Below are 23,789 nucleotides of genomic sequence, written 5' to 3' on the forward strand. Positions count from 1 at the left end.
CTGTATCGTTTACGGAAAGTAGATATCCAGTGACTCTAAGTTTACACCTGGAAGTATCAGGAGTCGACGCGGCTGTCCGTCCAGGGGATCCCGTCGGGCCGGGCCAGCAGGCAGGAGGCGCGGTGCGGTAGCACAGGATCCCAATTGGCGATATTGGGATAGAAAGTGAAGTGGATCATGCCTTGCCGGGTTTCCCCGGGCAGGGCCGTGAACGCCGTCGCGCAGGCCTCCTGTGACGCCTGGCTGACGGTCGGCTCTGTTACCACGGGAGGGTTGACGATGACCGGCAGGGCGAACACCTGCCCCCAGTGCGGGTCGTCGCAGTCTCCGACCACGACCGGGGCCGTGCTGGGGCCGGGATGGTAGAAGACGCAGTCACCGACGGCGAGGTTGGCTGTGCTCTTGGGGCCCGCCGGGAGGTCGAACTCGAAGAAGTCGTAGATGCCGCTCACGATCGCCGAGCCGAGGCCGTAGGCGAACAGGATGCCGATGCCGACGAAGAACACCATGGTCAGGCCCTCGGTGGCGTACCGCATCTCCCTCGTGATCCACGGTACGGCGTCGAAGCGGCGGCGGAGCGAGGGGACGACTCGCAGGACGAAGGACACCGCCAGGAGAAGCAGGCCGAAAACTACTCTGGCCAGCCATTTCACGGCGATCGCCGCAGGACTCCGGGCGATGCGGGCGGCACTGCTGGGAGGCGGGTCGGTTCGGATGAGGGGCGGCGCGGGGGCCGGTGGCGCGGGGGTAGGCGGGATCTCGTCGTAGCCCGCGGCTTCATCCAGCCAGTCCAGGGCGTGCCTGTCGGGCGTTCCATCCCCTCGGTAGAAGGCCGAGTCGAGGGCGAGCACCCAGTCTTCCGGGCTGGCCCGGTCCTCGGTCGAGAGCGGGTTCCCGAGGGTGGCCAGCAGCAGCGCGCGCAGGCCGGCCGGGGTTCCTTCGGGGATGGCGGTCGGCTTCGGCCAGGTGCCGTCCGTACGGCGGTCGAGGTTGCCGGGGGTCAGGAACAGGCCGCGATAGATCGCCAGGGCCAGCGCGTAGCGGTCGCTGAAGTGGTCGTGGGCCGGGATCTGCCCCTCCACCAGCCGGGGGTCCATCCAGCCGGGGGTGGCGACGCCGGTCGAGGGAGCTCGCGGGCTCATGCCGTCCACGTCGATGACGCAGACGGCGGGCTCGGGGTCGGCGGTCCACACGACGTTCTTGGGGGAGAGGTCGCCGTGGACCAGGCGGAGCTCGTCCAGCCAGGCGAAGACCTCGGCGAGGCGGCGGACCACCCGTACCCGGATCTCGGCGGGCGGTGGCGCGGCCCGGCGCATCAGCAGGAAGTCCAGGCTGCGCGGGGTTCCCTTGTCGCGGAGGAAGCCGCCGGGCAGAGCGGGCAGGATCACCCCGGTGATCGCGCCGTCCGGCCTGTCGATCAAGTCGATCGGCCAGCACAGCGAGGTCGCCACCGTGGAGCCGACCGGCACGCCGCCACGCAGGGTGTTGCGGCCGAGCGCGCACAGTTCGCCGCTCATCCGGATCCGCGACTCGTCCACGATCGGCTGGTCGTAACACTTGCCGACCAGCGTCGCGCCCTCGGCGAGGTACAGGGAGGCGGTGCCGCCACGGGCGAAGGGCGCGTCTTCACAGTCGTAGCCGCCGAATCGACCAACGAGCCGCATGTCCTCCCCTACTCGAACGGTGGGAACCAGACCACGAGCGCGGTCCGGTCGTCATGTGAGCCCTGGCGGCGATAGCGCAGGGAGTTGAGCATCCACATGGTGTGGCAGGGCCGCTCCCAGCGGGCGGCCAGCCAGTCGCGGATCGCGGGCGAGCCGCGCAGGTCCTCCGCCAGACCGTCGGTGGCCAGGACGAGCGCGCGACACCCCCCAGCCGGGACGGTACGGAGTTCCAGCCCGGTCAACGGATCGTCGGCGGGCAGATACGCGCCGGGCTCGTTCAGCGCACCATCCTTCTCCCCAAATATCGGGAAAAATCCGTCAGGGCCGAGGCCGAACGCCGAGCAATCCCCGACCCGGGCGAGGATGAGTGGCCCGCCCGATTCCGGCAGCCGGGCAGCGGCGAAAACGGACGCCAGGTTCTCGGGCCCGCGGGGATCGGCGGTATCGCAGAGGCGTTCGTTGGCGATGGCGACCGCCGCCGCGACCGCCGGGCGGGGATCGCTGCCGAACGCGGTGCCGGGCGTCGCGGCCAGAGCCTGGGACAGCGTGCGCGCGAGGGTGTCCGCGCCCAGTTGCGCCGTGCGAGGACGAGAGCCGAGGCCGTCGGCGACCGTGACGGCCACCCCCTGGGTCGAGGCATCGGCATGGAAGGAGTAGCGGTCCTGGCCGGTCGTTCCGAGGTGCAGATGCGACAGGCCGGTGAGCGCGGCGGCGGCGACCCAGTACGGCCCGAGCTGACCCGCGTCCGCGACCACGCTCGGCACGCGCAACGGGTTGGCCGGGTCGAGCGACGCGCGGAAACCGTGCGCGGCCCGGCCGACGGTCGGCGCGGTGGTGTCCTCGTCACGGACAAACGCGGGCGGGACCGGCTCGGCGCGGGTCATTTGACCTCAAGGATCGGGAGCGGGGTGTATTTGGACGGCTCCACGTCCACGACGAGTTCGCCCTGCCCGCCGGAGCCCATCGACCCCGAGGTCCGCTGGATGCTCCGCACGAGAGTGGACATGATCTCCTGGACCTGGGCGGCCGTGTCCTCGCCATTGGCCCTGAAGGCGTAACGACTGGCGATGGTGCCCAGCGCCTCGGCGTCGGCATCCCCAAAACCAAACGCCACTATTTCAGGAAAAAACGGCCAATTGCGATCGATGAGCGCACGTAGTGGGTCTCGCCAGTCCTCGACTGCGTTGTGCATGCCGTCGCTCATGAAGAAGACGACCGGCCGGTAGAAACGTGTTCCCGTTCCGAGCGCGCGGATGCCGGCCTCGATTTCGGTACGGGCGAGGGCGAACGCGGCGGCGAAATTGGTGTTGCCGCGGGACTCCAGCCGGGGGAGCTCGGCGTACTGCAGATCGGCCAGGGGTAACTCGATCCGTGCGTCCTCGGCGAAGGAGAGAATGCACACCCGCGCCAGCTCACCGACCATCGGGTCCTCGTCGATGACATGTTTGAGTCCGGGGAGCGAGGCGTTGACGGCCGCGATGGGCGCTCCCGCCATCGAATACGAGACGTCTATCAGCAGATAGACAGGGAAAACCGGATGGCTCTCCGTCTCGGCGAACTGCGCCATGCTCGACCCTCCAGCGGGAATCCACGCTCCTCATCCCTATTCTGGGCATGAAGATGATATTTCGCTACGTGCTCACGTTTGTTTAAGATTTTTCCGTACGGGAGCGGATAGGAGATGAGAAAACCGGGTGGATCGGTACATTTCGCCCGAACGAACCTGGGCCATCGTGGTCGCCGTTGAACAGTACGATGCGGGGAAAAGCTGGGATTTACCGGGCCCCGGCAATGACGCCGCCCGCTTTGTCTCCTGGCTGCGCCGCTGCGGCGTGCCCGATCGCCAGATCCTGTGCTACGCCTCGCTGCTGGACGAATCCACCGCCGCTCGCTCGGCTCTCGGCCTGATCGACGGGTCGCCCACGCACTACACCATCGACCGCCTGCTGACCCAGCGCGTCCGCGACCTCGAGGGCGATCTGCTCTGGTTCTACTGGGCCGGACACGGCGCGGAGGGCGCCGACGAGGACCAGCGGCTGTTCCTGGCCGACCTCGAAGGGCGCGACAACGGCCGCAATCTGAACCTGCGGGCGCTGCTGCGGAGCTACCGCACCGATTTCGTCCGGATCCCGCGCCAGATCTTCCTGGTCGACGCCTGCCGGACGACGCCGGGCAGCGCCCGGGCGACCGAATGGTCCTCGATCGCCCCACCGACCGGTCCCGGCCGTCCGGCACGCGAGCAGACCGTGATCGTCGCGACCAGAGGCGGTGCCGAAGCGTATACCGAGAACGGTTCCGGCCGGTTCTCCACCGCGCTGATGGACGTGCTGGACACCGCCTGGCCGGCCGACATGCGGGAGGTGTTCCAGCAGGTCCACACCCGGATGGCGGATGGCTCCCAGCATCCATGGTGGCTGCACTACCGGGACGCGGCCGGTGAGGAGCAGCATGCGAACCCTGCGCAGCCGCCCGCTCCGGCGCCCGCGCCCGCGCCGCGGCGGAGTCCGGTGGGGAGCGGTCCCACTGCCGCGGAGTGGGCGGAATACCGGGAGGTCGCGGAATTCGCGTTCCGCACCAGGACGGCCTCGTACGGATCGGTCATGGACGGCCGCGCCGACCTCGAAGCCGAGCTCCAGGAACCCGACGAGCAGGCCCGGCTCGGCCAATCCCTGAACCGGGGCCGGCCCCATCGCCGCCAGGTGGTGACACTCCGGACGGCCCTGGCCGCGACCGGGCGGCGGACCTCCGGCGAGGAGCGGCGCAGGGTGGTGCTGCTGACCGGCGGTCCTGGTTCGGGCAAGAGCACCGCCCTGCTGGACCTGGTTCGCGATGCCTTCGCAGCTCCGCAGGCCGAGACGCCGATGGTTCCGGTCTACGTGGATTTGCGGGGGTTCCGTCCGTCCGGGCCTGTCACTGCGGACGCCGTGCGAGCCGAGGTGCTGGCCGCGATGAAGGCAGGCGGATCCGGCGCGGTGGCCGACTTCGTGGACACCTGGTTCGACCACGGGCTGAAACTGGGCTGGTGGCAGTTCCTGTTCGACTCCTTCGACGAGATCCCCGCCCTGCTCAGCGTGCACGACCCGGCCGCCGCGGCGGAACGCTACGCGGCGGCGATCCTGGCCTTTCTCTACGATCTCACCCCGTGCGGCGCGGTCGTCGCGACCAGGGACATCGCCGGATATACGGCGTTCCAGGCGGTGCCAAGGCTGCGGATCCTGCCGATGAGCGAGCGGGTGCGCGGCCAGCTGCTGGAGAAGTTCGGGTCGAGCCCCGCCACCCGTAGGCGGCTGGAGAGCCGTTTGGCCACGGCGCCGGTTCCGATTCAGGAGCTGGCCGACAATCCGCTGCTGCTGAGCTTGCTCTACCGGGTGGTGACCGCCGATCCCGGCGGCTGGTTTCCCACGGACCGGCACGACGTGCTCGACCATTACGTGCGGAAACAGCTGGGCGACACCCCGTCGGTGACGGCGGCGGCCGCCGAGATCGCGCTGGCCATGTCCCACCATCCGAGCCTGAGCCTCAATCCGTCGATCAGGGAACTGTGCGCCGCGCTCACGCCCGAGGGTGGCACCGGTCCGGCTCCCGACATGATCCAAATGCTGCTCGAGTCACTCCAGAGCGCCAAACTCGGCGCGTACACCACGCTCGCGGCCGATCGAGGGGAGCGGCGGTTCAGTTTCGTGCACCGCGCGGTGCAGGAGTATTTCGTGACCGTCGCGCTGCTGGCGCGGCCATATCGGGTGCCCGCCGTCGAACTGCTTACCGAGCGCCGCTGGCATCCGGCTACCGTGTCGATGCTCCGCCGCCGGTCGAGCGAGGTGGTGGGGGAGCTCACCGGCATCGCCGACACGCTGCTGGCCGCTGATGAAACCCCCGACGATGAGGCGACGCCGTGGCGGGAGACCACGGTCAACCTGCTCGCCACGCTCGCCGACGGCTTCGCGCCGCCCGCACCGCACCAACTCCCCGCCGGCCTGCGCGCACGGGTCGGGCGGCGGCTGCTCGACGTCTGGCCGAAGGCCGGCACAGCCGAGCGCGTCGACATCGTCCGCTTCGCCACGGCCGCCGATCCGGACACCGAGAACGAGCTGCTGGGCCAGGCCTTCCGCGCCCAGGGCATGGTGTTGCGCGACACCGCCTTCCGCCAAGCGGTCTCCCGTCCGGTCGTCCCGGCGGCGGTCCTCTCGCACTTACGGCGCACTCTGCTCACCCTGCAGGTAGAAGGCAGCCTGCGCGACAGAATGCGGACGATCCGGGCCCAGCTGCGCGGCGCGGGCCGGGAACCGACACTGCTGCACACCATCCGGCTGCTCCGCGTGGGCCAGGCCATCGACCTGCTGGTGTGTCTCGCCCTGGGGCCCGCGCTCTTCATCATCGCCGGCGAGCAGGACCTGGTGGCACTGATCCCCGTCACCCTCCTCATGCTCGGCCTGCATCTGGGCTACCGGGCCGGGCTTCGCCGCGGCGCCTGGCCGGGCGCGGCGGGAACGCGCCGCCTCTGGTGGGAGCGCAGATTCGCGGCCTTCGAGCTCGGGCCCGACTTCTTCCCTGACTACGCTCTGTCGATCAGGCACATGATCGGCGCGGCCGCGATCCTGATCGGAACGCCGAGCCTGCTGTACGCGTATCTGGCGGGCACCCCGATCGCCGAGGTCGCCGGCTGGCTGGGCGTGTACGTGGTCACCGTGCTCGTCGGGATCTGGCCGTCGGCGGTACGAGAAGGGGCATTGAACGGGCACGTCAGCCCTCGCCCGGCCGACTGGCTCCGCTTCGTGGGATATCCGGTGGGAGCACGGGCGCGCCGCAGCGCCAAGCGGCTGGTCACCCCACGCCAGTGGTGGCCCGGATGGCTGCGCCTGTCCGTGGTCGTCCAGATCTACGGCGGCCGCTTCTGGTGGCTGAAGATCACTGCCGGTGTGGCCGCGTTCACGTTCATGGCCGCCAGGCCGTGGATCTCCGCGGAGATGGACCGCAGTCCTGTTTTCGCGCGGCTGGTGGCGGGCGCCATCGTGCTCTTCTTCCTGATCGTGCTGCCGGTAGGCATCGCCAGGTTCGTCCGCCCCTGGCGGCAGGCCCGCCGGGATCGGCTGATGACCGAAGCGCTCTGCGCGGACCTGCAACGCGCCGACCCCGGCATCCTCACCGGAAACCGCCTGGTCGAAGTCCTGGCGGAACTGCGGACGGCCGAGGGCTTCCGGCTGCTCGTGGACACGATGTCGACCCAGCCACCCGGCACGACCGGCGAACCGGTCATCCCCATCGATCGGGACGCGCTCGCGCTGCTCGGCTTCATCGCGCATGTCCGCGAGGTCCTGGAGACGTTCGAGCCGGCGTACGAGGGTGAGGTGCCGCACATCAATCGCGAGCCGAGGCCGGAGTGGGCGCCGCTCGTCACCGAGAGCGGTGCCATGCCCATCGTCCAACTCGCGCAGCAGGATGTCCTGGACGCCATCGCCGCGCTGCATGATTCCAGAAGGAGAGACTGATGCTCCACGCGGTGCTGGTCGGCATCGACCGCTATCGGGATCGGAGGATCCGCAACCTGCGCTTCGCCCGCTCCGACGCCGAGGCCGTCGCCCGGCTGCTGACCCGCATCGATCCCGCGGAACGGGACATCCGGCTCTTGCTCGACGAAGAGGCGACCAAGCACGCCATCATGACCGAGATCGGGGTGCGGCTCCGCGGGCAAGCCGGTCCTGATGATGTGGTTCTGATCTACTTCGCCGGGCATGGCAGCCCGGAACAGGGTCAGCATCCTGATGATGTGGCGCGATATCTGGTGACGCACGACACCGAGAAGAGCAACATCTACGCGACGGCCATCGACTTCGACAGTGAGATCAACCGGTGGTTCGAGCGCATCGACCGGCCCAAGCTGGTGCTCATGTTGATCGACTCGTGCTTCAGCGGGGGTGCCGGCGGTCGTACCTTCATGGGACCGGAACTGCAGCGCCGCCGTGCCGGGAGCCGCGCGCCGATCTCCTTGTCGTTGCGGGATCTGGATCTCGGCGAGGGCAAGCTGATCATCACGGCGTGCGGGGAGGACGAGAGGGCCGAAGAGTCGGCCGTTGTCGGTGGCGGCGTGTTCACCCACTTTCTGATCAAGGGTCCGGCCGCGACGGGGGAGAATACGGTGGGGTTGCATTCGCTTTATGAGCAGGTGGCCCGCTCGGTCCGGGACTGGTCGCGAAAGAACCAGAACCCGATCATCTACGGCCGCTCAAGCTACGCCCGCTTCCCCAACGTCTGGTAGCGGACTTCAGAGCGATCCGTGGAAGGTGCGGTCAATCACGTCCTGCTGCTGCTCGCGCGTCAGGCGGACGAAGTTCACCGCGTACCCGGAGACGCGGATGGTCAGCTGCGGGTAGTTCTCCGGGTGCTCCATCGCGTCCAGCAGGATGGCGCGGGTCAGCACGTTGACGTTCATGTGGAAGCCACCGGCGTCCACGTACGCGTCCAGCACGCCGACCAGGTTCCCCACCCGTTCCGCCGGGGTACGCCCGAGCCCTTCGGGCGTCACCGTGTTGGTCAGCGAGATCCCGTCGCGGGCGTCCGCGTAGGGCAGCTTGGCCACCGACAGGGCCGAGGCGATCATCCCGTGCCGGTCGCGGCCGTTCATCGGGTTGGCGCCCGGGGCGAACGGCTGGCCTGCCCGGCGGCCGTCGGGGGTGTTGCCGGTGTGCTTGCCGTACACCACGTTGGAGGTGATGGTCAGCACCGACTGGGTGTGCTCGGCGCCCCGGTAGGCGGGATGTTCGCGCACCTTGGCCATGAACGAGCGGACCAGGTCGGCGGCGATGGAGTCCACCCGATCGTCGTTGTTGCCGAAGGCGGGGTAGTCGCCCTCGACCACGTAGTCGACCGCCATGCCGGCGGCGTCGCGGATGACGCGCACGCGGGCGTGGCGAATCGCGGAGAGGCTGTCGGCGGCGACTGAGAGGCCGGCGATGCCGCAGGCCAGAGTGCGTTTGACGGGGTAGTCGTGTAAGGCCATCTCGACGCGCTCGTAGGCGTACTTGTCGTGCATGTAGTGGATGACGTTGAGCGCGTTGACGTACGTGCGGGCCAGCCAGTCCAGCATCCGGTCGAAGGCGGGGGCGACCTCCTCGTACGACAGGTACTCGCCCGTCAGCGCCGGGACGGCGGGGCCGACCTGGTCGCCGGTCATCTCGTCGCGGCCGCCGTTGACGGCGTACAGCAGGGTCTTGGCGAGGTTGACCCGGGCGCCGAAGAACTGCATCTGCTTCCCGACGGGCGCGGCCGACACGCAGCAGGCGATCGCGGTGTCGTCGCCGAACTGGGGGCGCATCAGGTCGTCGCTCTCGTACTGGATGGAGCTGGTCTCGATCGACAGCCGGGCGCAGAAGCGTTTGAACGGCTCGGGCAGCCGGGGGGACCAGAAAACCGTCAGGTTCGGCTCGGGCGCGGGGCCGAGGTTGCGCAGGGTCTGCAGGTAGCGGAAGCTCGTGCGGGTCACCAGGGTGCGGCCGTCCTCGCCCATGCCGCCGATCGACTCGGTCACCCAGGTCGGGTCGCCGGAGAAGAGCTGGTCGTATTCGGGGGTGCGCAGGAAGCGCACGATCCGCAGCTTGATGACGAAGTCGTCGATCAGTTCCTGGGCGCGCTCCTCGGTGATGAGGCCGTCGGCGAGGTCGCGTTCCAGGTAGATGTCCAGGAAGGTGGCGGTGCGGCCCAGCGACATGGCCGCGCCGTTCTGCTCCTTCACCGCGGCCAGGTAGGCCAGGTAGAGCCACTGGATCGCCTCGCGCGCGGTGGCGGCCGGCCGGGAGACGTCGCAGCCGTAGGAGGCGGCCATCTCGCGCAGTTCGGCCAGGGCGCGGATCTGCTCGGCCAGCTCCTCCCGGTCGCGGATCACCGGGTCGCTGGAGAAGGCCCGGTCGAGGCTGTGCAGTTCGTCCTTCTTGGCCTCGATGAGGCGGTTCACGCCGTACAGGGGGACGCGGCGGTAGTCGCCGATGATGCGGCCCCGGCCGTAGGCGTCGGGCAGGCCGGTGACGATCCCCGAGCGGCGCGCGGCGCGGATCTCGGCGGTGTAGGCGTCGAAGACCCCGTCGTTGTGGGTTTTGCGGTATTTGGTGAAGATCTCCTTCACCAGGGGGTCGAGCTGGTAGCCGTAGGCGGCCAGGCCGTTCTCGACCATCCGCAGGCCGCCCTGCGGCATGATCGCCCGCTTGAGCGGCGCGTCGGTCTGCAGGCCCACGATCAGTTCGCGTTCCCGGTCGATGTAGCCCGGCCGGTGGGCGGTGATCGAGGACGGCGTCGACGCGTCCACGTCGTAGACGCCGCGCCGCCGCTCCTCGGGCAGCAGGCCGGCGATCCTGCCCCAGACGGCGCGGGTCCGCTCGGTCGCCGCGGTCAGGAAGGTCTCGTCCCCCTCGTACGGCGTGTAGTTGGCCTGGATGAACCCGCGCACGTCGATGCCCGCGCGCCAGGCCGTCCCCCGGAAACCGTGCCAGGCGATGACCGGGGCCATCGGCTCCCGGTCCATGGTGACCGTCATGGCGGACCTCACAGAGTCTGGATACGGCGGCCGGTGATCCGCTGCGGGGTGATACGGACGTAGTGGTCACGGGTGCCGCCCGCCCAGGCCTGGACCCCCGGATCGGCCACCCAGCGCACTTCGTCGTCCGCGACGTGATGGACGGGACCCTGCACCAGCACGCTCCACCCCTCGTGCCGGGCGACGTCGATCTCGTCCACCTCGAAAGCGATCTTGATCTCCAGGTCCTCGATGCCCGTGCGCAGATCCTCGTCCATCGCGCCGCCCGCGCGGGTCCGGAACACGATCGCGCCGTTGATGACGCGGTAGTTCACCGGCAGGATGGTCGGCCCGTCCGAGCCGTTGAAGGCCACCCGGCCGACGCCCCCGGGAGAGATCAGGCTCAGGCACTCCGCCGCGCCGAGCTCGTGCAGTTCAGCGCCGGTCGCGTTCCTCGTCTCCGCCATCGGATCGTCCTTCCTCGTCGTCCTGGTTCCGAGTCTTCCCGGTGGCGGTCCGGGATGACATGGCCGATGGGCCTGGTCCGGTGGGACCTTCGGCTCTGGGCCGCCCGGCCGCCGGGCGATGCGATGGAGGGGACGAAGGAGGAGTCATGAAGGATGTCATCGTGGTCGGCGTGGACGGCTCGCCCGCCTCGCTCGCGGCCGTGGAATGGGCCACCGACGACGCGGTACGCACCCGCGCGCCGCTGCGCATCGTGTTCGTCCTGGACCGCTACCCGTACGAGATCGTGAAGTTCCCCGACCACAACCTGGGCGACCAGCTGACCCGCAGTGCCGCCCGCATCCTGGACCAGGCCGAGCAGACCGCCAACGCCCGCCGCCCGGGCATGGCCGTCACCACGGAGGTCATCGAGGGCAGGCCCGCCGAGGTGCTGCGCGAGCTGGCGGCCGGCGCCGCCGAGCTGGTGGTCGGCACCCGCGGCATGGGCGGCTTCGCCCGGGCCCTCCTCGGTTCCGTCAGCACGCACGTGGCCGGTCACGCGCCAGGACCGGTGGTCGTGGTGAACCGGCTGCCCGAGACGACCCGCGGCGAGGTCGTCGTCGGGGTCGACGACTCCCCGGCCTGCGAGCCCGCCCTGGCCTACGCCTTCGAGCAGGCCCGGCTGCGCGGCAGCGCGGTGCGCGCCCTGCACGCCTGGCAGCTCCCCGTGCACGCCTTCGCACCCGAGATCAGCTACGACATGGACGAGATCAGGACCGCCCAGCACGCGGTCGTGACCGGCCTGCTGGACCGGTGGCGGGAGGAATACCCGGACGTGAAGGTCATCGAGGACGTGCACTCCGCGCATCCGGTGGAGGCGCTCGTGGACGCCTCCGGCGGCGCGGACCTGCTCGTGGTCGGATCCCACGGCCGCGGCGCCCTCGGCTCCGCCGTGCTCGGGTCGGTCAGCCGGGGCGTGCTGCACCACGCCAAGTGCCCGGTCGCCGTCGTACGCCCCAGGGCCTGATCACCGCCACGCCTCGTAGGCGGCGACGGCGGTGGGCAAAGTGGGAAAAAGGCGATCCTCACCGATTTTGGCGGTTAGGCCGAACGCGTCCAGGGAATCGCGGAGGTCCTGCTTGACCCTGGCCATGCCGAAGACGATGCCCCGGCCGGTCAGCTCCGACCGCAGCGAGTCGAGGGCCTCCAGCGCGGTGATGTCTACCTCGACGTTGGCTTCCGCGTTGAGGACGAACCACCGGATCGGGTGGTCCTCCTGGCTGTCCACGGCGGCCAGCGCGCGCCGGCGGAAGTTCTGGGCGTTGGCGAAGAACAGCGGGGAGTCGTAGCGGTAGATGAGCAGCCCGGGGATGGTCCGCGCCTGCGGGTAGTCGTCGATGTCGTGCATGCCCGCCAGGCCGGGGACGATGCCGAGGATCGCGTCGTGGGGGCGGGCCACCCGGGCGAGCATCTCCGCGACGGAGAGGGCCACGGCGAGGAGCACGCCGTACAGGATGTCGAGGACCAGGACGCTGACGCAGGTGGCCACGGCCAGGAGCAGCTCGCTGCGCCGGAAGGCGAACAGGCGGCGGAACTGGGCCACGTCGATCAGCTGGAGGGCGGCGTAGACGACGATGGCGCCGAGGGCCGCGAGCGGGAACCCGGCCAGCAGCGGCCCTCCCGCCAGCAGCACCAGAACCACCACGAGCAGCGTGACCAGGGAATACAGCTGGGTGCGGCTGCCCGCCGCGTCGGCCAGCGCGGTACGGCTGCCGCTGCTGCTGACCGGAAATCCCTGGAACAGACCCGCGCCCACGTTCGCGGCGCCCAGGGCGAGGAGCTCCTGGTTGGCGTCGATCTGCTGGTTGTGGCGGGCGGCGAAGGACCGGCCGGTGAGCATGTTGTCGCTGTAACCCACCAGCAGGACGCCCAGGGCGGGCAGGACGAGCTCGCCAACGCCGCTTATCGACAGGCCCGGCGCCGGGAGCCCGCCGGGAATCGGGCCGACGACCTTGATCCCGTAGCGTTCCAGACCGAAGGCCGCGACGGCGGCGGTGGCCAGCAGGACCACCAGCAGCGGGCCCGGCAGCGCGGGAAACAGCCGCCGCACCAGGAAGAGGAAAGCCAGGACGGCCACCGCGAACAGGAGCGTCCACCCGTGGATCCCCGGGAGCCCGCGCGCGAACGAGGCCAGCTCCGCGAAGAATTCGTTCCCCGACACCGGCACCCCGGTGACCCGGCCCAGCTGCCCGACGATCATGGTGAAGGCGAGCCCCGCCAGATACCCCACCAGGACCGGCCGGGACAGCAGATCGGCGACGAAACCCAGCCGGAGCGCCCAGCAGGCGGTGGCGAACACCCCCACCAGGACGGCCAGCGTGGCCGCGAGCGCCGCGTACCGCGCGGGATCGCCCGCGGCCAGCGGCCCGATCGAGACCGCCGTCATCAGCGCGGTGGAGGACTCGGGCCCGATGGACAGCTGGCGGGAGGACCCGAGCACCGCGTAGAGGGCCAGCGGCGCCAGGATCGCCCAGAGCCCGGCCACCGGCGGCAGCCCGGCCACCGTCGCGTACGCCATGACCTGGGGCACCAGATATCCGGCCACGGTGAGCCCGGCGAGCAGATCACCGCGCAGCCACGTACGCCGGTAGCCCCGCAGATCCGCGAAGACCGGAGGTAGCTGGATCATGACCGCCAGTGTGGCATCCGCGGCCGTCAGATGCTGACGACCCCGCGGGCTCGGAATTGGGCGTGGACGCGGTCGAGCAGCGCCTGATCCGGCGGCTGGACGTGGGCGAGCGGGAAGGTCAGGCCGAGTCTCTGATATTTCCCGATGGCCATGCGATGGAAGGGAAGCACATCGACATGCTGCACATTGCCCAGATCCGCAACGAAGGCGGCAAGGGCGTCCACGCTCGCCGGATCATCGGTGAGGCCGGGCACGAGCACGAAACGGACCCACGTCGCCCGGCCCAGCTCGGCCAGGCGGCGGGCGAAACGCAAGGTCGGCTCCAACTCGACCCCGGTGAGATCGCGGTACGCCCTCGGATCCGCGGACTTGATGTCGAGCAGCACCAGATCGGTGTCGGCCAGCAGGGAATCGGTGGCCCGATCGCCGAGAAAGCCCGAGGTGTCCAGTGCCGTGTGCAGGCCGCTCTCGTGGCAGCGCCGAAGCAGGTCCGCGGTGAAACGAGGCTGGAGCAGGGGCTCGCCGCCGCTGACGGTGACCCCGCCGCCCGCCACGGCGATGAACCGCCGGTATTTGCCCACCTCGGCCATGACCTCGCCGGTCGTGACCCGGCGGCCGTCGCGCATCCGCCACGTCTCCGGGTTCTGGCAGTAGAGGCAGCGCAGCGCGCACCCGGCGGTGAAGACCACGAACCGGGTCCCAGGCCCGTCGACCCCGATCGACAGGTCCCAGGAACTGATGACGCCGGTGCCAGGATCCGGAGCCGGCAGGCGCAGTTCACCCGCCGCCTCGGCCAGCACGCTCTTCCGCCCGTTCACACATCCCACTGTCGCGGGGGAGCGGTGCTCCTCTCAGCGTCCGGAAGTCCCCGATCGCCAGGACCAAAGCCCTCCGTTGAGAACCGTTCGGCGGTGATTTCGGGACTTTCGCCAGGTGCCGCATCGCCGGCGGAGATCAGAACCTGGACGTGGCGGGTTCGCTGGCCGAATTTCTTGGCTCGATCAAAGGACGTGTATGAGGACGAATACCACCCTTGTCGCAGGCCTGACGTCGGCCGAGGCCGAATATCGCCGGGCCACCTGTGGCCCCAACTTTGTGCCGATACGGCGCGGCCGGCATCTCTGGGACCGTCTGTTCACCCAGCTACGTGACCCGATGATCGTCCTGCTCCTGGCCGCGGGCGCGATCGCGCTGGCCATGCGGGACATCGTGGACGCCCTGGTCATCGGCCTGGTGATCGCGGTCAACACCACGATCGGAGTGCTCCAGGAACTGCGCGCCGCCCGCGCGGTCGACGCCCTGGCCGACCTCGCCGCGCCCACGGCCCGGGTCCGGCGGGACGGCGCCGACCGGGTGATACCGGCCGCCGAGGTGGTGCCGGGGGATCTGATGATCCTCACGGCCGGTGACGTGGTGGCCGCCGACGCCGAGCTGGCCGAAGCGGTGCAGTTGCAGCTCGACGAGGCGGCGCTGACCGGCGAGTCGGTGCCCGTGGACAAGATCGTGACCGTGGGCCCGGACGAGCGGCGGGTCTGGGCGGGCACGGTGGTCACGCACGGGCGCGGCGCCGCCGTGGTGACCGCCATCGGGGCGGACAGCTCGCTGGGCCGGATCGCGGCCTCGCTGGCCGGTCAGCGGCCCCGCCCGACGCCGCTCCAGACGCGGCTGGCCCGGCTGGGCCGCCTGCTGGCGCTGAGCGTCCTGGCGGCCAGCGCGCTGGTGTTCGTCCTGGGCGTGCTCCGGGGCGAGCCGGTCCTGGAAATGCTGCTGGTCGGGGTCAGCCTGGCGGTGGCGGTCGTGCCGGAGTCGCTGCCCGCGGTGGTGACGCTGGCGCTGGCCCTGGGGGCGCGCCGGATGGCGCAGCGGTCGGCCGTGGTGCGCCGCCTGCCCGCCGTCGAGACGCTGGGCTCGGTGTCCGTCCTCGCCGTGGACAAGACGGGTACCCTCACCGAGGGCCGGATGGTGGCCACGCGCGTCTGGATCCCCTCGGGAGCCGAGTACGAGGTCACCGGCAGCGGGTACGCGCCGGTCGGCGAGATCAGACCGGACCCCGATGACCTCTCGCCTCTGCTGCGGGCCGTGGTCCTGTGCAACGACGCCCATCTGGTGCCGCCCGGCCCGGACGGCGAGTGGAGCGCGGCCGGTGATCCGCTGGAGGCCGCCCTGCTGGCCCTGGCCGGCAAGGCCGGGATGGACCCGGCGGCGTGCCAGCGCGAGTACCCGCGCGTGTCGGAAGTGCCGTTCGACAGCTCCCGCAAGCGCATGACCACCGTTCACCGCACCCCCGCCGGCGGCTGGCTCGTCGCCTGCAAGGGCGCTCCCGATGTGATCGGGGACTCGGCGGCTGCCCTGGCCAAGGCGGCGGAACTGGCCGCGTCGGGGTACCGGGTGATCGCGGTAGCCGAAAACATGTCCGACATGTCGCCCAGCATGGAGGGCGAGCTGCGGCTGCTGGGGCTGGTGGCGATCACCGATCCGCCCCGGGCCGACGCCGCCGGGGCGGTCGCCGCCTGCATGCGGGCGGGCATCCAGTTCCGGCTCATCACGGGCGACCACCCGGCCGCCGCCAGGGCCGTCGCCGAGCGGGTCGGCATTCCTTCCGCGGCCGCCCAGGTGGTCACCGGGCCCGAACTCGCCGAGGGCGTGTCGGCGGATCGGCTCGCCGGGGCCCGCGTCTTCGCCCGTACGCTGCCGGAGCAGAAACTGGACATCGTCCAGGCCCTGCAGCGGGACGGTCACGTGGTGGCGATGACCGGCGACGGCGTGAACGACGGACCGGCGCTGCGCCGCGCGGACATCGGGGTGGCCATGGGCCGCGGCGGCACCGAGGTGGCCCGGCAGGCCGCCGACCTGGTGCTCACCGACGACAACCTGCGGACCGTGGTGTCGGCTGTCGAGGAAGGGCGCCGCATCTACGCCAACATCCGCCGCTTTCTCCGGTACGGGCTCAGCGGCGGCCTCGCCGAACTGCTCGTCATGCTCGCCATGCCGTTCTTCGGCCCGGCCGTGGCGCTGCAGCCCGCGCAGATCCTCTGGATCAACATGCTCACCCACGGGCTGCCCGGTGTCGCCATGGGAGCAGAACCGGCCGATCCGGGGGCCATGGGCCGCCCGCCGCGCCCGCTGCGGCAGTCCATCCTCGGCGGCCTGCTCGCGCCGATCGCGGGGACCGGCGCCGCCATCGCGGCCATCGCGGTCGGGCTCGGCGCGTGGGCCTGGGCGACCGGCCGCCCCTGGCAGACCATGATCTTCATCACGCTCGGGCTCGCGCAGCTGGGCGTCGCGCTGGCCGTGCGCGCTCCGGTGCCCGCCGAGCACCAGCGCCGCAACCGCTTCCTCGACCTGGCCGTTGTGACGGCGCTGATCTTCCAGGTCGCCCCCATGTACCTGGAGCCGCTGCGGCAGCTCCTGCGTATCGAGCCGCTCGGCGCCGGTGAACTGCTGCTCGCCTGCGGCTTGGCGGTGATCCCTGGCCTGGTGCTGGCGGCGACCCGCCGCCGCTCCCGGTGACTCCTCTGCGGGAGATGTGTGTCCTTTGACCAACAGCGGAACTCCCCGCTCAAGCCGGGGCGTACCGGGTGGGTGAAAGAACGGAACCCACTATCAAGGACATGACATGCGTACCAAGAACCTGGCCCGGACGTCGCTGCTGGCCTTCGCGTCCGCCGCGCTGGCCGCCACCCTTGCCACCCCCAGCCAGGCCGCCTCCGCCGGCACGGTCGGCCTCAGCAACGGGAAGATCACCTACACCGCGGGCGCCCGCGGGATCAACAGCGCGTCCATCACCGTCTTCAACGGCAAGATCACCGTGTTCGACACCGAGCCGCTCACCGCGCTCCCCGGGTGCGAGAAGCTCACCCCGCGCGCGGTGACCTGCGGGACGTCGGCCAGCGAATTCGCCGCCAACCTCGGCGACATGAACGACTCCTTCAGCGTCGGAGTCTCGTTCAAGGGCACCGTCAACGGCGGGGACGGCAACGACAACCTCATCGCCAGCACCACCTCGCCGACCGGCCGGGCGGTCACCTGGATCGGCGGCACCGGCACCGACACCGTCTCCTACAAGAGCAGCAACCTGTCGGTGCGGGTGAGCCTGGACAACCAGGCCGGCGACGGCCGCAACATCGACTCCGACAACGTCCGCGACGACGTGGAGAACATCGTCGGCTCCACCCTCGGCGGCGACTTCCTGATCGGGAGCAACGGCAACAACCGGATCGAGGACGGCGGCGGCGCCGGTGACAAGCTGTTCGGCCTCGGCGGCAAGGACGAGCTCTTCGCCAAGGACCTGGCCAAGGACAGCGACCTGGACTGCGGCCTGGGCATCGACGAGATCGTCATCGACAAGGGCGGCCTCGACCCCGAGCCGGTCGCCTGCGAGACCGTTCAGAGGTTCTGACCAGCCAACGGCGCCCCGTCCCTCCGGGCGGGGCGCTGTGCGGGAATCCGCACGAGGCCGCCGCCGTTGTTCCCTATGCGGGCCACGATCAAGGCCCGCCCGGACGAGACGCGCCGTACCCGGCCTGCCAGACGACGCTCCTTAGGAGGGAGCCGTCATGGCCTGGCTTCTGGTCATCGCCGCAGGTCTGTTCGAGGTCGTCATGGCCTACTCGCTCAAGCTCAGCGACGGATTCTCCGCACCGCTGCCGAGCATCGGCTTCATCGCCTCCGCCGTCGTCAGCTTCGGCCTGCTCGCACTCGCCCTCAAGAGCCTCGACGTCGGTACGGGCTACGCCGTCTGGACCGGCATCGGCGCCATCGGCACCGCCACCCTAGGCATGATCCTTTTGGGCGAGAACGTTTCCCCCATCAAGATCGCCTCGATCCTTCTCATCCTCTGCGGTGTCGTCGGCCTCAACCTGGCGGGCGGCGGTCACTGACCGGCGTTGGGGTAGTCGCCGATGCCGTGTTCGAGAAGGGCGAAGGCGCGTTCCGCCTGGGTGCGGAGGTCTGGGGCGATCTCGTCCCAGATCTCGCCGGCGATCCTCCGTATGAGGGTCTGCATCGTCAGGGTGCGGATGACGGCGTAGACCTGCGCGGCGACGATCGAAGGGGTGGGGTCGTCGGGATCGGCGTCGGCCACGTCGGCGAGGGCCTCGGTGAGGAGCACCTGGCGGGTCCAGTGCATCTCGTGCAGCCGGGCGGAGAGGGAAGGGCTCTCCCTGACCAGCCTGGCGAACACGTCGCCGCCCTCGTTGAACCCGTAACGCCAGTGCCGGGTCTCCAGGGCGTCGATGAAGTCGCGCCTGATCGCCTGGATCGCGGACTCGCCGGGCAGCCGTTCCCGCACCACGCGCGCCAGGGAGTCCTGAGCGAGGTCGTTGCGGTCGAGGAACAGGTCTTCCTTGGTCTTGAAGTAGTTGAAGACCGTGTTGACCGAGACATCCGTTGTTCGCGCGATCTCCGCGACCGTGACGTTGTCGAACCCGCGCTGCAGGAACAGCCCCATGGCGACGTCGGCGATCCGCTGCCGGGTCTCCCGCTTCTTGCGTTCGCGCAGGCCAAGCTCGTCCGACATGGTCCAACTATATGGCATCACCAAAATTTAAGTGACACCAAAATTGGTGTTACTCTATCGAGCATGATTCACGCCATAGGACTGACGAAGACCTTCGAAACCAGGAAGGGCGCGGTCGAGGCGGTGCGCGGGGTCCGGATCGAGGTGGCCGAGGGCGAGATCGTGGCCTTCCTCGGCCCCAACGGGGCGGGCAAGACCACCACGATGCGCCTGCTGACGACCCTGCTGAAACCCACATCCGGCACCGCCACCATCGCCGGCCACGACCTGTTCGCCGACCCGACCGGCGTACGGCGCCGCATCGGCTACGTCGCCCAAGGCGCGACAGTCAGCCCAATGGGCTACGTCGGCGAGGACTTAGAAGTCCAGGCCCGGCTGTACGGCTTGCGCCCCGCCGAAGCCCGCGCCCGGGTGCGCGAGGTGTTGGCGCAACTGGACCTCACGGGTGTGGAGCAGCGGGTCGCCGGTTCGCTCTCCGGCGGGCAGCGGCGGCGCGTGGACATCGCGATGGGCCTGCTCCACCGGCCCGCGCTGCTCTTCCTCGACGAGCCCACCACCGGCCTCGACCCGCAGAGCCGCGCGAACCTCTGGGGCCACATCCGGCGGCTCCGCGACGACGAGGGCGTCACCGTGTTTTTCAGCACCCACTACCTCGACGAGGCCGACGCTTTGTGCGACCGCGTGCTGATCATCGATCACGGCCGGATCGTCACCGAGGGCACGCCAGCCCAGCTCAAGGCCGGGATCGGCCCGGACGCCACGCTCGACGACGTCTTCCTCACGGTGACCGGCCGCGAGCTGCGCGAAGAGGCGGTGGCCTGATGTCCCCGAGCGCTTTGATCCTGGCCCGCTACTACCTGCGCGCCACCTTCAGGAGCAAGTTCGCGATCCTGTTCACCGCGATCCAGCCGATCCTGTTCCTGGTCCTGTTCGGGCCGCTGTTCGACCGGAGCGGCGTGGGCTCGTGGGGCGCGCTGGTCCCCGGCCTGCTGATCCAGCTCGCCCTGATGAGCGCGGGCCTGGCCGGTTTCGGCATCGTGCTCGACCAGCGGTTCGGCGTGCTGGAGCGGCTGCGCGTGACTCCCGCGAGCCGGACTTCGCTGCTGCTCGGCCGGGTGCTGAAGGACAGCGTGGTCCTGCTCGTCCAGGCCGTTCTGGTGATCACCCTGGGGTACGCCTTCGGTCTGCGCGCCCCGGCCGGCGGCGTGCTACTCGGCCTGGCCCTCATCGTGATGCTCGCCGTGGGCCTGGCGTCCTTCTCCTACGCCGTCGCGCTCACGATCGACCAGGAACTCTTCCCGCCGCTCATGTCCACCGCGCTGGTGCCACTGATGCTGCTCTCCGGCGCCTTGCTGCCGATGTCACTCGCGCCCGCCTGGCTGGACGTCCTGTCCCGGCTCACCCCCTTCCGCTACGTCGTCGAGGCGCTGCGCTCGCTGTTCACCGGTTCCTACACCTCAGCCGAGGTCGGCTGGGGCGTCCTGGTCAGCGTGCTGTTCCTCCTCGTCGGCGTCCTCCTCGGCACCCGACTGTTCCAGCGGGAGAACGCCTGAAGACGGGCAGCGGCCCGACATCGACTACGGCTCCGGCAGCGTTGCCCACTTCCTCGCCACCGGCGCCACCCACGCGACGTGGCGGTTTCAGCTGGGATACCTGTGCACCGGGTCCGAGAAGCCGCCGGTCAAGGTCCAGATGAGCGTGCTGCGCCCACCCCGGAAGGTGGCCTTCCTGCCTCTGTCGGTGATTGTGGCGCGCCTCCAGCCGTCGAAGTCCTTGGTGAGGTGGTGATCCCAGCTGCGTAGATCTCCCACAGCCACCGCCGCGATGGACTCCGTCGGCGGTTCGCCGTCCGAGCAGTACACGCCGAAGTCCGCGATTGCGGTGACCGTGCCGCCGCTGGCCTGGAGCGTGATTCCCTGGCAGGCATCGGTCTTGGTGCCGTAGATCAGGTGCGGCTTGGTCCACCTGCTGGCCTGCGGGCTGCGATGCTGCTCGTAGAGTCCTTCGCCGCGCCGGTAGTGCATCGCCACCTGGCGTCCGTCCGCGAGCGCCAGCCTCGCCTCGAACCAGCGATCCGGCCCCTGATAATCGCTCCCACGCGGTTCAGTGCCCTTGGAGCTCTCTTGCGGGGCGGGACTCGCCGTGGGCACACGTTCTTGCGGGGCGGGACTCGGCGTGGGCGCACGTTCCTGCGCGGGCGGAGTGACGGTCGCCCGCGCGACCGGCCGTTCCTGGCCGCACGCCGCCACGGTCAAGAGCAAGGCCATCCAGGCCAGCAGCCGTATTCCCGCTATGTGCACACAGCTCCCGGTGATCTTTGTAAAAGGTGCTTCTGCTGGCCCAGGTTAACAATCCCTCAGCGGCCAGAGCAGGTCGATGCGCTGGCGCCCCGGTCCTGGCGGCCTGAGTCTCAGACCGCCAGGACCGGACTGAGCGGGGTGCGGCAGCGGGCTACGGCTTGAGACCGGCGCGCACGGCCTCGATGAACCAGGCGAATACCGGCGCCAGGCTCGGCGGGACGGGCCATCCGTTGATTACGGCAAGGAGATGCCAATAGCGTTCCGCGCGCGGGTCGCTGGCGATCTCCAGGCGCCTCAGCAGCCAGCGACGCAGGTCAGTATCGTCGGCCCGACTGAAAACCTGAGCGTAGCGGGCAGTGAGGGCGTCGACGATGCGCGCCGCCTCGGCCGAGGCGGGGGCGACGTCGGCGGTGAGGGCATCGCTGACCTGCTGGCGGACGGTTTCGGTGAGGTCGTGGTGCAGACCGGTGGTGTCGCCTTGGGCGCGTTCGGCAGCCTGGTACTCGGCCATCCGGCGTACCGCGGTGCGGAAGTCCGGGTCCTGGGTGAGCTCGGCGAGTTCCACCCAGGCGTCGACCTGATCGGGTTCGGGATCGTCCGGCAGGTCGGGCATGGCGGAGCGCATCAAGTCCACGAAATCGGGATTGGCGTCCGAGCCCCCGAAGGTGTCGTCGATGAAGTCGTTGACGAGGCGCCGACGCTCGTCGTCGGAGAGTTTCGCGACCTTGTGCATGAGATCCATTTCCTGAGGGGTGGAGCCCCGCTTGGCTACCGCTCGCAGCACCGCGCGCCGCAGCCGCAGAGTGCGGATCTGCACGTCCAGAGCGTTGGCATGCGCCGCCGCGACCTCAGGCACCGAGATCTCCCGATCCAGCACCTGCCGGATGACAGCGAGATCAAGGCCCAGGTCACGCAACGAACGTATGAGATCCAGACGCGCGAGCGCACGCAGGTCATAGAGCCGGTAGCCAGCCGGGCTGCGGCCAGTCGGCGGCACGATCCCAGCATCGGAGTAAAACCGTATGGTCTTCACCGTAAGCCCGGTCCGCCGGGCCAGCGCCCCGATCGTGTAGAGCGTGTCGCCGTCCATACCCCCACCTTCGCGTCTCCCCTTACTGGAGACTCAAGCCCATCCTCCAGAAGACCCACCAGCCCGGGTGGGCACCCCACCACATCCACAGCTCTCGACGATTTACTCCGGTTACTCCGGCGCGTGCTGCCTCCCACGCCTCCCTGGAGAACCCGGACGCCGTGACCGATCTGCTACACCGACTGTGGGAGGTGGGGATTTTCCTCGTGGCAGACACAGAGGAACCGCGTTCATCGCCCCTCTGAGGAGCTGCGCTGAGCGCCCCCGAGCAGGGCGCTCTTCGTGCATGACGGGCGGCAGACTTGAGCCAGGCCCGGCGGGAGCGCGGTGGCCTCCGTTGGCCGCGGAGATCGTCGCCCCAGTAGCGTGTTGGCCTGTGGCGGGCAACGAATACACCGCGGCCGACATCACCGTGCTGGAGTTCGACGAGGTTGTGCGGAAGCGGCCCGAAATGTACTTCGGGGTGGGGCTGAACGATCCGAGGCTGCCGACCGCGTTGCTCTGCGCAGTGGCGGGACATGCTCTTCATCCGGCGGCCGGTGTCGCCAGGGAGCACACGCTGCGCACGGTGATCGAGGTATTCGATGATCTCGGTTTTACGGTGGCGATGGATCAAGTGCATGCGTGGGGCGGGGCGGATTCGCCCGCACTCGGCTACTACGGCTCCCTGTTGGGCCCTGAGTGGTGGCTTCCTGCCGCTGTGGCGGCGCTGTGCGAGAGCGTGACCGTGGAGATGTGGAGCGATGGTCGCGGTTTCCGCCAGGAACTCGCCGGCATCCGGCCGCTCGCCGAGCCCTGGGAGATCGATGCTCCGGTCGGCAGCGGTACGCGTATCGTCTTCGTCCTCGATCCCGGACGCCTCGGGCGCGGCGCCGCCTTCCCCACCGATCACCTTGAGTTGCACGACCCGGACTGTGGTGCCCCGAAGGGACCGGGGCATGTCATCGTCCGCGACCGTCGCCGCGCGAATCCCGGCCAGGAAGCCTTCTACAAGTAGGGCATGTACTATCCGTCAGCATGCGGATCCTGCCTCGAGGGCCAGATGAGTGACGACGTGCTCTCGATCATCCCGGCCGATCCGTACTGGCAACCCGACCGGGACGCCGCTGAGCGTGCCGCCGCGCTCGCGGCGGAACTCGCCCCCGGAATCCCAGACGGCCTGGACGTCGAGATCGAAGTCACCTGGTATGAGAGCCTCACCGCTGTCGACTGCGGTGCCAACCTGACAAAGATCGGCTGCCCGCTCTGCGGCACCTCGATCGACACCGGGTGGTGGGCCGAGCTCCTTGACGTTCATTACGAAGACGGCTTGCCCACATTGGCGATCCAGGTCCCGTGCTGCGGCGGCCAGACGGCACTGGACGCGCTGGACTACGACTGGCCCTGCGGCTTCGCGCGGTTCGAGATCGCCATCTGGAACCCGGATCGAGGCTGGTTCAACGACGAGGAGCTGGCAGCCCTCGCGAACGCCTTGGGCCGTCCCGTACGCCAGATCATCGCCCATATCTGATTTCGGGCACGCACATCACCCGGGCTAGGGCCGGTGCGGAGTTCTTCCACGACCACGGTGCCCGCGAATACGAC

At 69.7% G+C, this 23,789-nt stretch carries 20 protein-coding genes and 1 riboswitch; of the genes, 10 read left to right on the forward strand and 10 right to left on the reverse strand.

Translation table 11 applies throughout. The features are described 5' to 3' along the window. Positions 1–56: 56 nt before the first annotated feature. From Amac_RS32510 to Amac_RS32520, 3 genes are read right to left on the reverse strand one after another with little or no spacing between them, the layout of a single operon-like run. The gene (locus Amac_RS32510) at positions 57–1,664 is read right to left on the reverse strand and encodes a phosphotransferase (protein WP_155358247.1); all 1,608 of its coding nucleotides are present in this window, start codon (positions 1,662–1,664) and stop codon (positions 57–59) included. Positions 1,665–1,672: 8 nt separating this feature from the next. Further along, positions 1,673–2,548 (reverse strand): protein phosphatase 2C domain-containing protein, encoded by an 876-nt coding sequence (locus Amac_RS32515; RefSeq protein ID WP_155358248.1) that lies wholly within the window; start codon positions 2,546–2,548, stop codon positions 1,673–1,675. Then, complete coding sequence (locus Amac_RS32520) at positions 2,545–3,231, reverse strand: vWA domain-containing protein (protein ID WP_155358249.1); 687 nt, start codon at positions 3,229–3,231, stop codon at positions 2,545–2,547. The genes Amac_RS32515 and Amac_RS32520 overlap by 4 nt, the downstream gene beginning before the upstream one ends. Positions 3,232–3,358: 127 nt before the next feature. Between Amac_RS32520 and Amac_RS32525 the strand changes: the two genes are divergently transcribed. Together Amac_RS32525 and Amac_RS32530 are read left to right on the forward strand one after the other, a co-directional pair. Further along, a complete protein-coding gene (locus Amac_RS32525; protein ID WP_155358250.1) occupies positions 3,359–7,150 on the forward strand; it encodes a caspase family protein in 3,792 nt (1,263 codons plus the stop codon). Further along, positions 7,150–7,917, forward strand: a complete 768-nt coding sequence (locus Amac_RS32530) for a caspase family protein (RefSeq protein ID WP_155358251.1) — start codon at positions 7,150–7,152, stop codon at positions 7,915–7,917. Before Amac_RS32525 ends, Amac_RS32530 begins: the two co-directional genes overlap by 1 nt. Positions 7,918–7,923: 6 nt before the next feature. Here the strand turns inward: Amac_RS32530 and pflB are convergent, their stop codons facing one another. Together pflB and Amac_RS32540 are read right to left on the reverse strand one after the other, a co-directional pair. Then, entirely contained in the window at positions 7,924–10,185 is a 2,262-nt protein-coding gene (gene pflB / locus Amac_RS32535) for a formate C-acetyltransferase (protein WP_155358252.1), read from the reverse strand. Positions 10,186–10,193: 8 nt separating this feature from the next. Then, positions 10,194–10,631, reverse strand: a complete 438-nt coding sequence (locus Amac_RS32540; RefSeq protein ID WP_155358253.1) for a pyridoxamine 5'-phosphate oxidase family protein — start codon at positions 10,629–10,631, stop codon at positions 10,194–10,196. Positions 10,632–10,777: 146 nt separating this feature from the next. Here Amac_RS32540 and Amac_RS32545 point away from each other — a divergent pair, with 146 nt between their 5' ends. Next, positions 10,778–11,635 carry a universal stress protein gene (locus Amac_RS32545; protein ID WP_155358254.1) on the forward strand — a complete coding sequence of 286 codons (858 nt, stop codon included), beginning with the start codon at positions 10,778–10,780 and terminating at the stop codon, positions 11,633–11,635. On the opposite strand, the gene Amac_RS32550 is transcribed toward Amac_RS32545, so the two are convergent. After that, entirely contained in the window at positions 11,636–13,297 is a 1,662-nt protein-coding gene (locus Amac_RS32550; protein WP_155358255.1) for a SulP family inorganic anion transporter, read from the reverse strand. 26 nt (positions 13,298–13,323) lie between these two features. Next, on the reverse strand, positions 13,324–14,115 hold the full coding sequence (pflA, locus tag Amac_RS32555; RefSeq protein ID WP_246268868.1) for a pyruvate formate-lyase-activating protein: 792 nt from the start codon (positions 14,113–14,115) through the stop codon (positions 13,324–13,326). Positions 14,116–14,311: 196 nt separating this feature from the next. Between pflA and Amac_RS32560 the strand changes: the two genes are divergently transcribed. From Amac_RS32560 to Amac_RS32570, 3 genes are all read left to right on the forward strand, one after another. After that, positions 14,312–16,807, forward strand: a complete 2,496-nt coding sequence (locus Amac_RS32560; RefSeq protein ID WP_155358256.1) for a cation-translocating P-type ATPase — start codon at positions 14,312–14,314, stop codon at positions 16,805–16,807. Between the two features lie 106 nt (positions 16,808–16,913). Next, entirely contained in the window at positions 16,914–17,696 is a 783-nt protein-coding gene (locus Amac_RS32565; RefSeq protein ID WP_155358257.1) for a hypothetical protein, read from the forward strand. A 75-nt stretch (positions 17,697–17,771) separates the two neighbouring features. Further along, positions 17,772–17,837: riboswitch (guanidine-III (ykkC-III) riboswitch) on the forward strand. 16 nt (positions 17,838–17,853) lie between these two features. Further along, complete coding sequence (locus Amac_RS32570) at positions 17,854–18,177, forward strand: DMT family transporter (RefSeq protein ID WP_155358258.1); 324 nt, start codon at positions 17,854–17,856, stop codon at positions 18,175–18,177. Here the strand turns inward: Amac_RS32570 and Amac_RS32575 are convergent. Continuing rightward, positions 18,171–18,815 carry a TetR/AcrR family transcriptional regulator gene (locus Amac_RS32575; protein WP_155358259.1) on the reverse strand — a complete coding sequence of 215 codons (645 nt, stop codon included), beginning with the start codon at positions 18,813–18,815 and terminating at the stop codon, positions 18,171–18,173. The genes Amac_RS32570 and Amac_RS32575 overlap by 7 nt on opposite strands. Before the next feature lie 63 nt (positions 18,816–18,878). Here Amac_RS32575 and Amac_RS32580 point away from each other — a divergent pair, with 63 nt between their 5' ends. Together Amac_RS32580 and Amac_RS32585 are read left to right on the forward strand one after the other, a co-directional pair. Beyond that, a complete protein-coding gene (locus Amac_RS32580; RefSeq protein ID WP_155358260.1) occupies positions 18,879–19,637 on the forward strand; it encodes an ABC transporter ATP-binding protein in 759 nt (252 codons plus the stop codon). Next, complete coding sequence (locus Amac_RS32585; RefSeq protein ID WP_155358261.1) at positions 19,637–20,368, forward strand: ABC transporter permease; 732 nt, start codon at positions 19,637–19,639, stop codon at positions 20,366–20,368. The genes Amac_RS32580 and Amac_RS32585 overlap by 1 nt, the downstream gene beginning before the upstream one ends. Positions 20,369–20,455: 87 nt before the next feature. Here Amac_RS32585 and Amac_RS32590 read toward each other — a convergent pair whose 3' ends face one another. Next, positions 20,456–21,082: a hypothetical protein gene (locus Amac_RS32590; protein WP_218041425.1), complete on the reverse strand. Its 627-nt coding sequence runs from the start codon at positions 21,080–21,082 to the stop codon at positions 20,456–20,458. A 184-nt stretch (positions 21,083–21,266) separates the two neighbouring features. Next, positions 21,267–22,205: a MerR family transcriptional regulator gene (locus tag Amac_RS32595; protein WP_155358262.1), complete on the reverse strand. Its 939-nt coding sequence runs from the start codon at positions 22,203–22,205 to the stop codon at positions 21,267–21,269. 376 nt (positions 22,206–22,581) lie between these two features. Between Amac_RS32595 and Amac_RS32600 the strand changes: the two genes are divergently transcribed. Together Amac_RS32600 and Amac_RS32605 are read left to right on the forward strand one after the other, a co-directional pair. Next, a complete protein-coding gene (locus Amac_RS32600) occupies positions 22,582–23,202 on the forward strand; it encodes a DNA topoisomerase IV subunit B family protein (protein ID WP_155358263.1) in 621 nt (206 codons plus the stop codon). Positions 23,203–23,247: 45 nt separating this feature from the next. Then, positions 23,248–23,715, forward strand: coding sequence for a hypothetical protein (locus tag Amac_RS32605; RefSeq protein ID WP_155358264.1), 468 nt, complete (start codon positions 23,248–23,250; stop codon positions 23,713–23,715). Positions 23,716–23,789 lie beyond the last annotated feature (74 nt).

Source organism: Acrocarpospora macrocephala (genome assembly GCF_009687865.1).
Lineage (GTDB): Bacteria > Actinomycetota > Actinomycetes > Streptosporangiales > Streptosporangiaceae > Acrocarpospora > Acrocarpospora macrocephala.

Bases quoted from the DNA above. Each gene is read 5' to 3' on its own strand.
- Amac_RS32510 (WP_155358247.1), bottom strand. From the start codon at position 1,664: ATGCGGCTCGTTGGTCGATTCGGCGGCTACGACTGTGAAGACGCGCCC.
- Amac_RS32515 (WP_155358248.1), bottom strand. From the start codon at position 2,548: ATGACCCGCGCCGAGCCGGTCCCGCCCGCGTTTGTCCGTGACGAGGAC.
- Amac_RS32520 (WP_155358249.1), bottom strand. From the start codon at position 3,231: ATGGCGCAGTTCGCCGAGACGGAGAGCCATCCGGTTTTCCCTGTCTAT.
- Amac_RS32530 (WP_155358251.1), top strand. From the start codon at position 7,150: ATGCTCCACGCGGTGCTGGTCGGCATCGACCGCTATCGGGATCGGAGG.
- pflB (WP_155358252.1), bottom strand. From the start codon at position 10,185: ATGACGGTCACCATGGACCGGGAGCCGATGGCCCCGGTCATCGCCTGG.
- Amac_RS32540 (WP_155358253.1), bottom strand. From the start codon at position 10,631: ATGGCGGAGACGAGGAACGCGACCGGCGCTGAACTGCACGAGCTCGGC.
- Amac_RS32545 (WP_155358254.1), top strand. From the start codon at position 10,778: ATGAAGGATGTCATCGTGGTCGGCGTGGACGGCTCGCCCGCCTCGCTC.
- Amac_RS32550 (WP_155358255.1), bottom strand. From the start codon at position 13,297: ATGATCCAGCTACCTCCGGTCTTCGCGGATCTGCGGGGCTACCGGCGT.
- Amac_RS32560 (WP_155358256.1), top strand. From the start codon at position 14,312: ATGAGGACGAATACCACCCTTGTCGCAGGCCTGACGTCGGCCGAGGCC.
- Amac_RS32565 (WP_155358257.1), top strand. From the start codon at position 16,914: ATGCGTACCAAGAACCTGGCCCGGACGTCGCTGCTGGCCTTCGCGTCC.
- Amac_RS32570 (WP_155358258.1), top strand. From the start codon at position 17,854: ATGGCCTGGCTTCTGGTCATCGCCGCAGGTCTGTTCGAGGTCGTCATG.
- Amac_RS32575 (WP_155358259.1), bottom strand. From the start codon at position 18,815: ATGTCGGACGAGCTTGGCCTGCGCGAACGCAAGAAGCGGGAGACCCGG.
- Amac_RS32580 (WP_155358260.1), top strand. From the start codon at position 18,879: ATGATTCACGCCATAGGACTGACGAAGACCTTCGAAACCAGGAAGGGC.
- Amac_RS32585 (WP_155358261.1), top strand. From the start codon at position 19,637: ATGTCCCCGAGCGCTTTGATCCTGGCCCGCTACTACCTGCGCGCCACC.
- Amac_RS32590 (WP_218041425.1), bottom strand. From the start codon at position 21,082: ATGGCCTTGCTCTTGACCGTGGCGGCGTGCGGCCAGGAACGGCCGGTC.
- Amac_RS32595 (WP_155358262.1), bottom strand. From the start codon at position 22,205: ATGGACGGCGACACGCTCTACACGATCGGGGCGCTGGCCCGGCGGACC.
- Amac_RS32605 (WP_155358264.1), top strand. From the start codon at position 23,248: ATGAGTGACGACGTGCTCTCGATCATCCCGGCCGATCCGTACTGGCAA.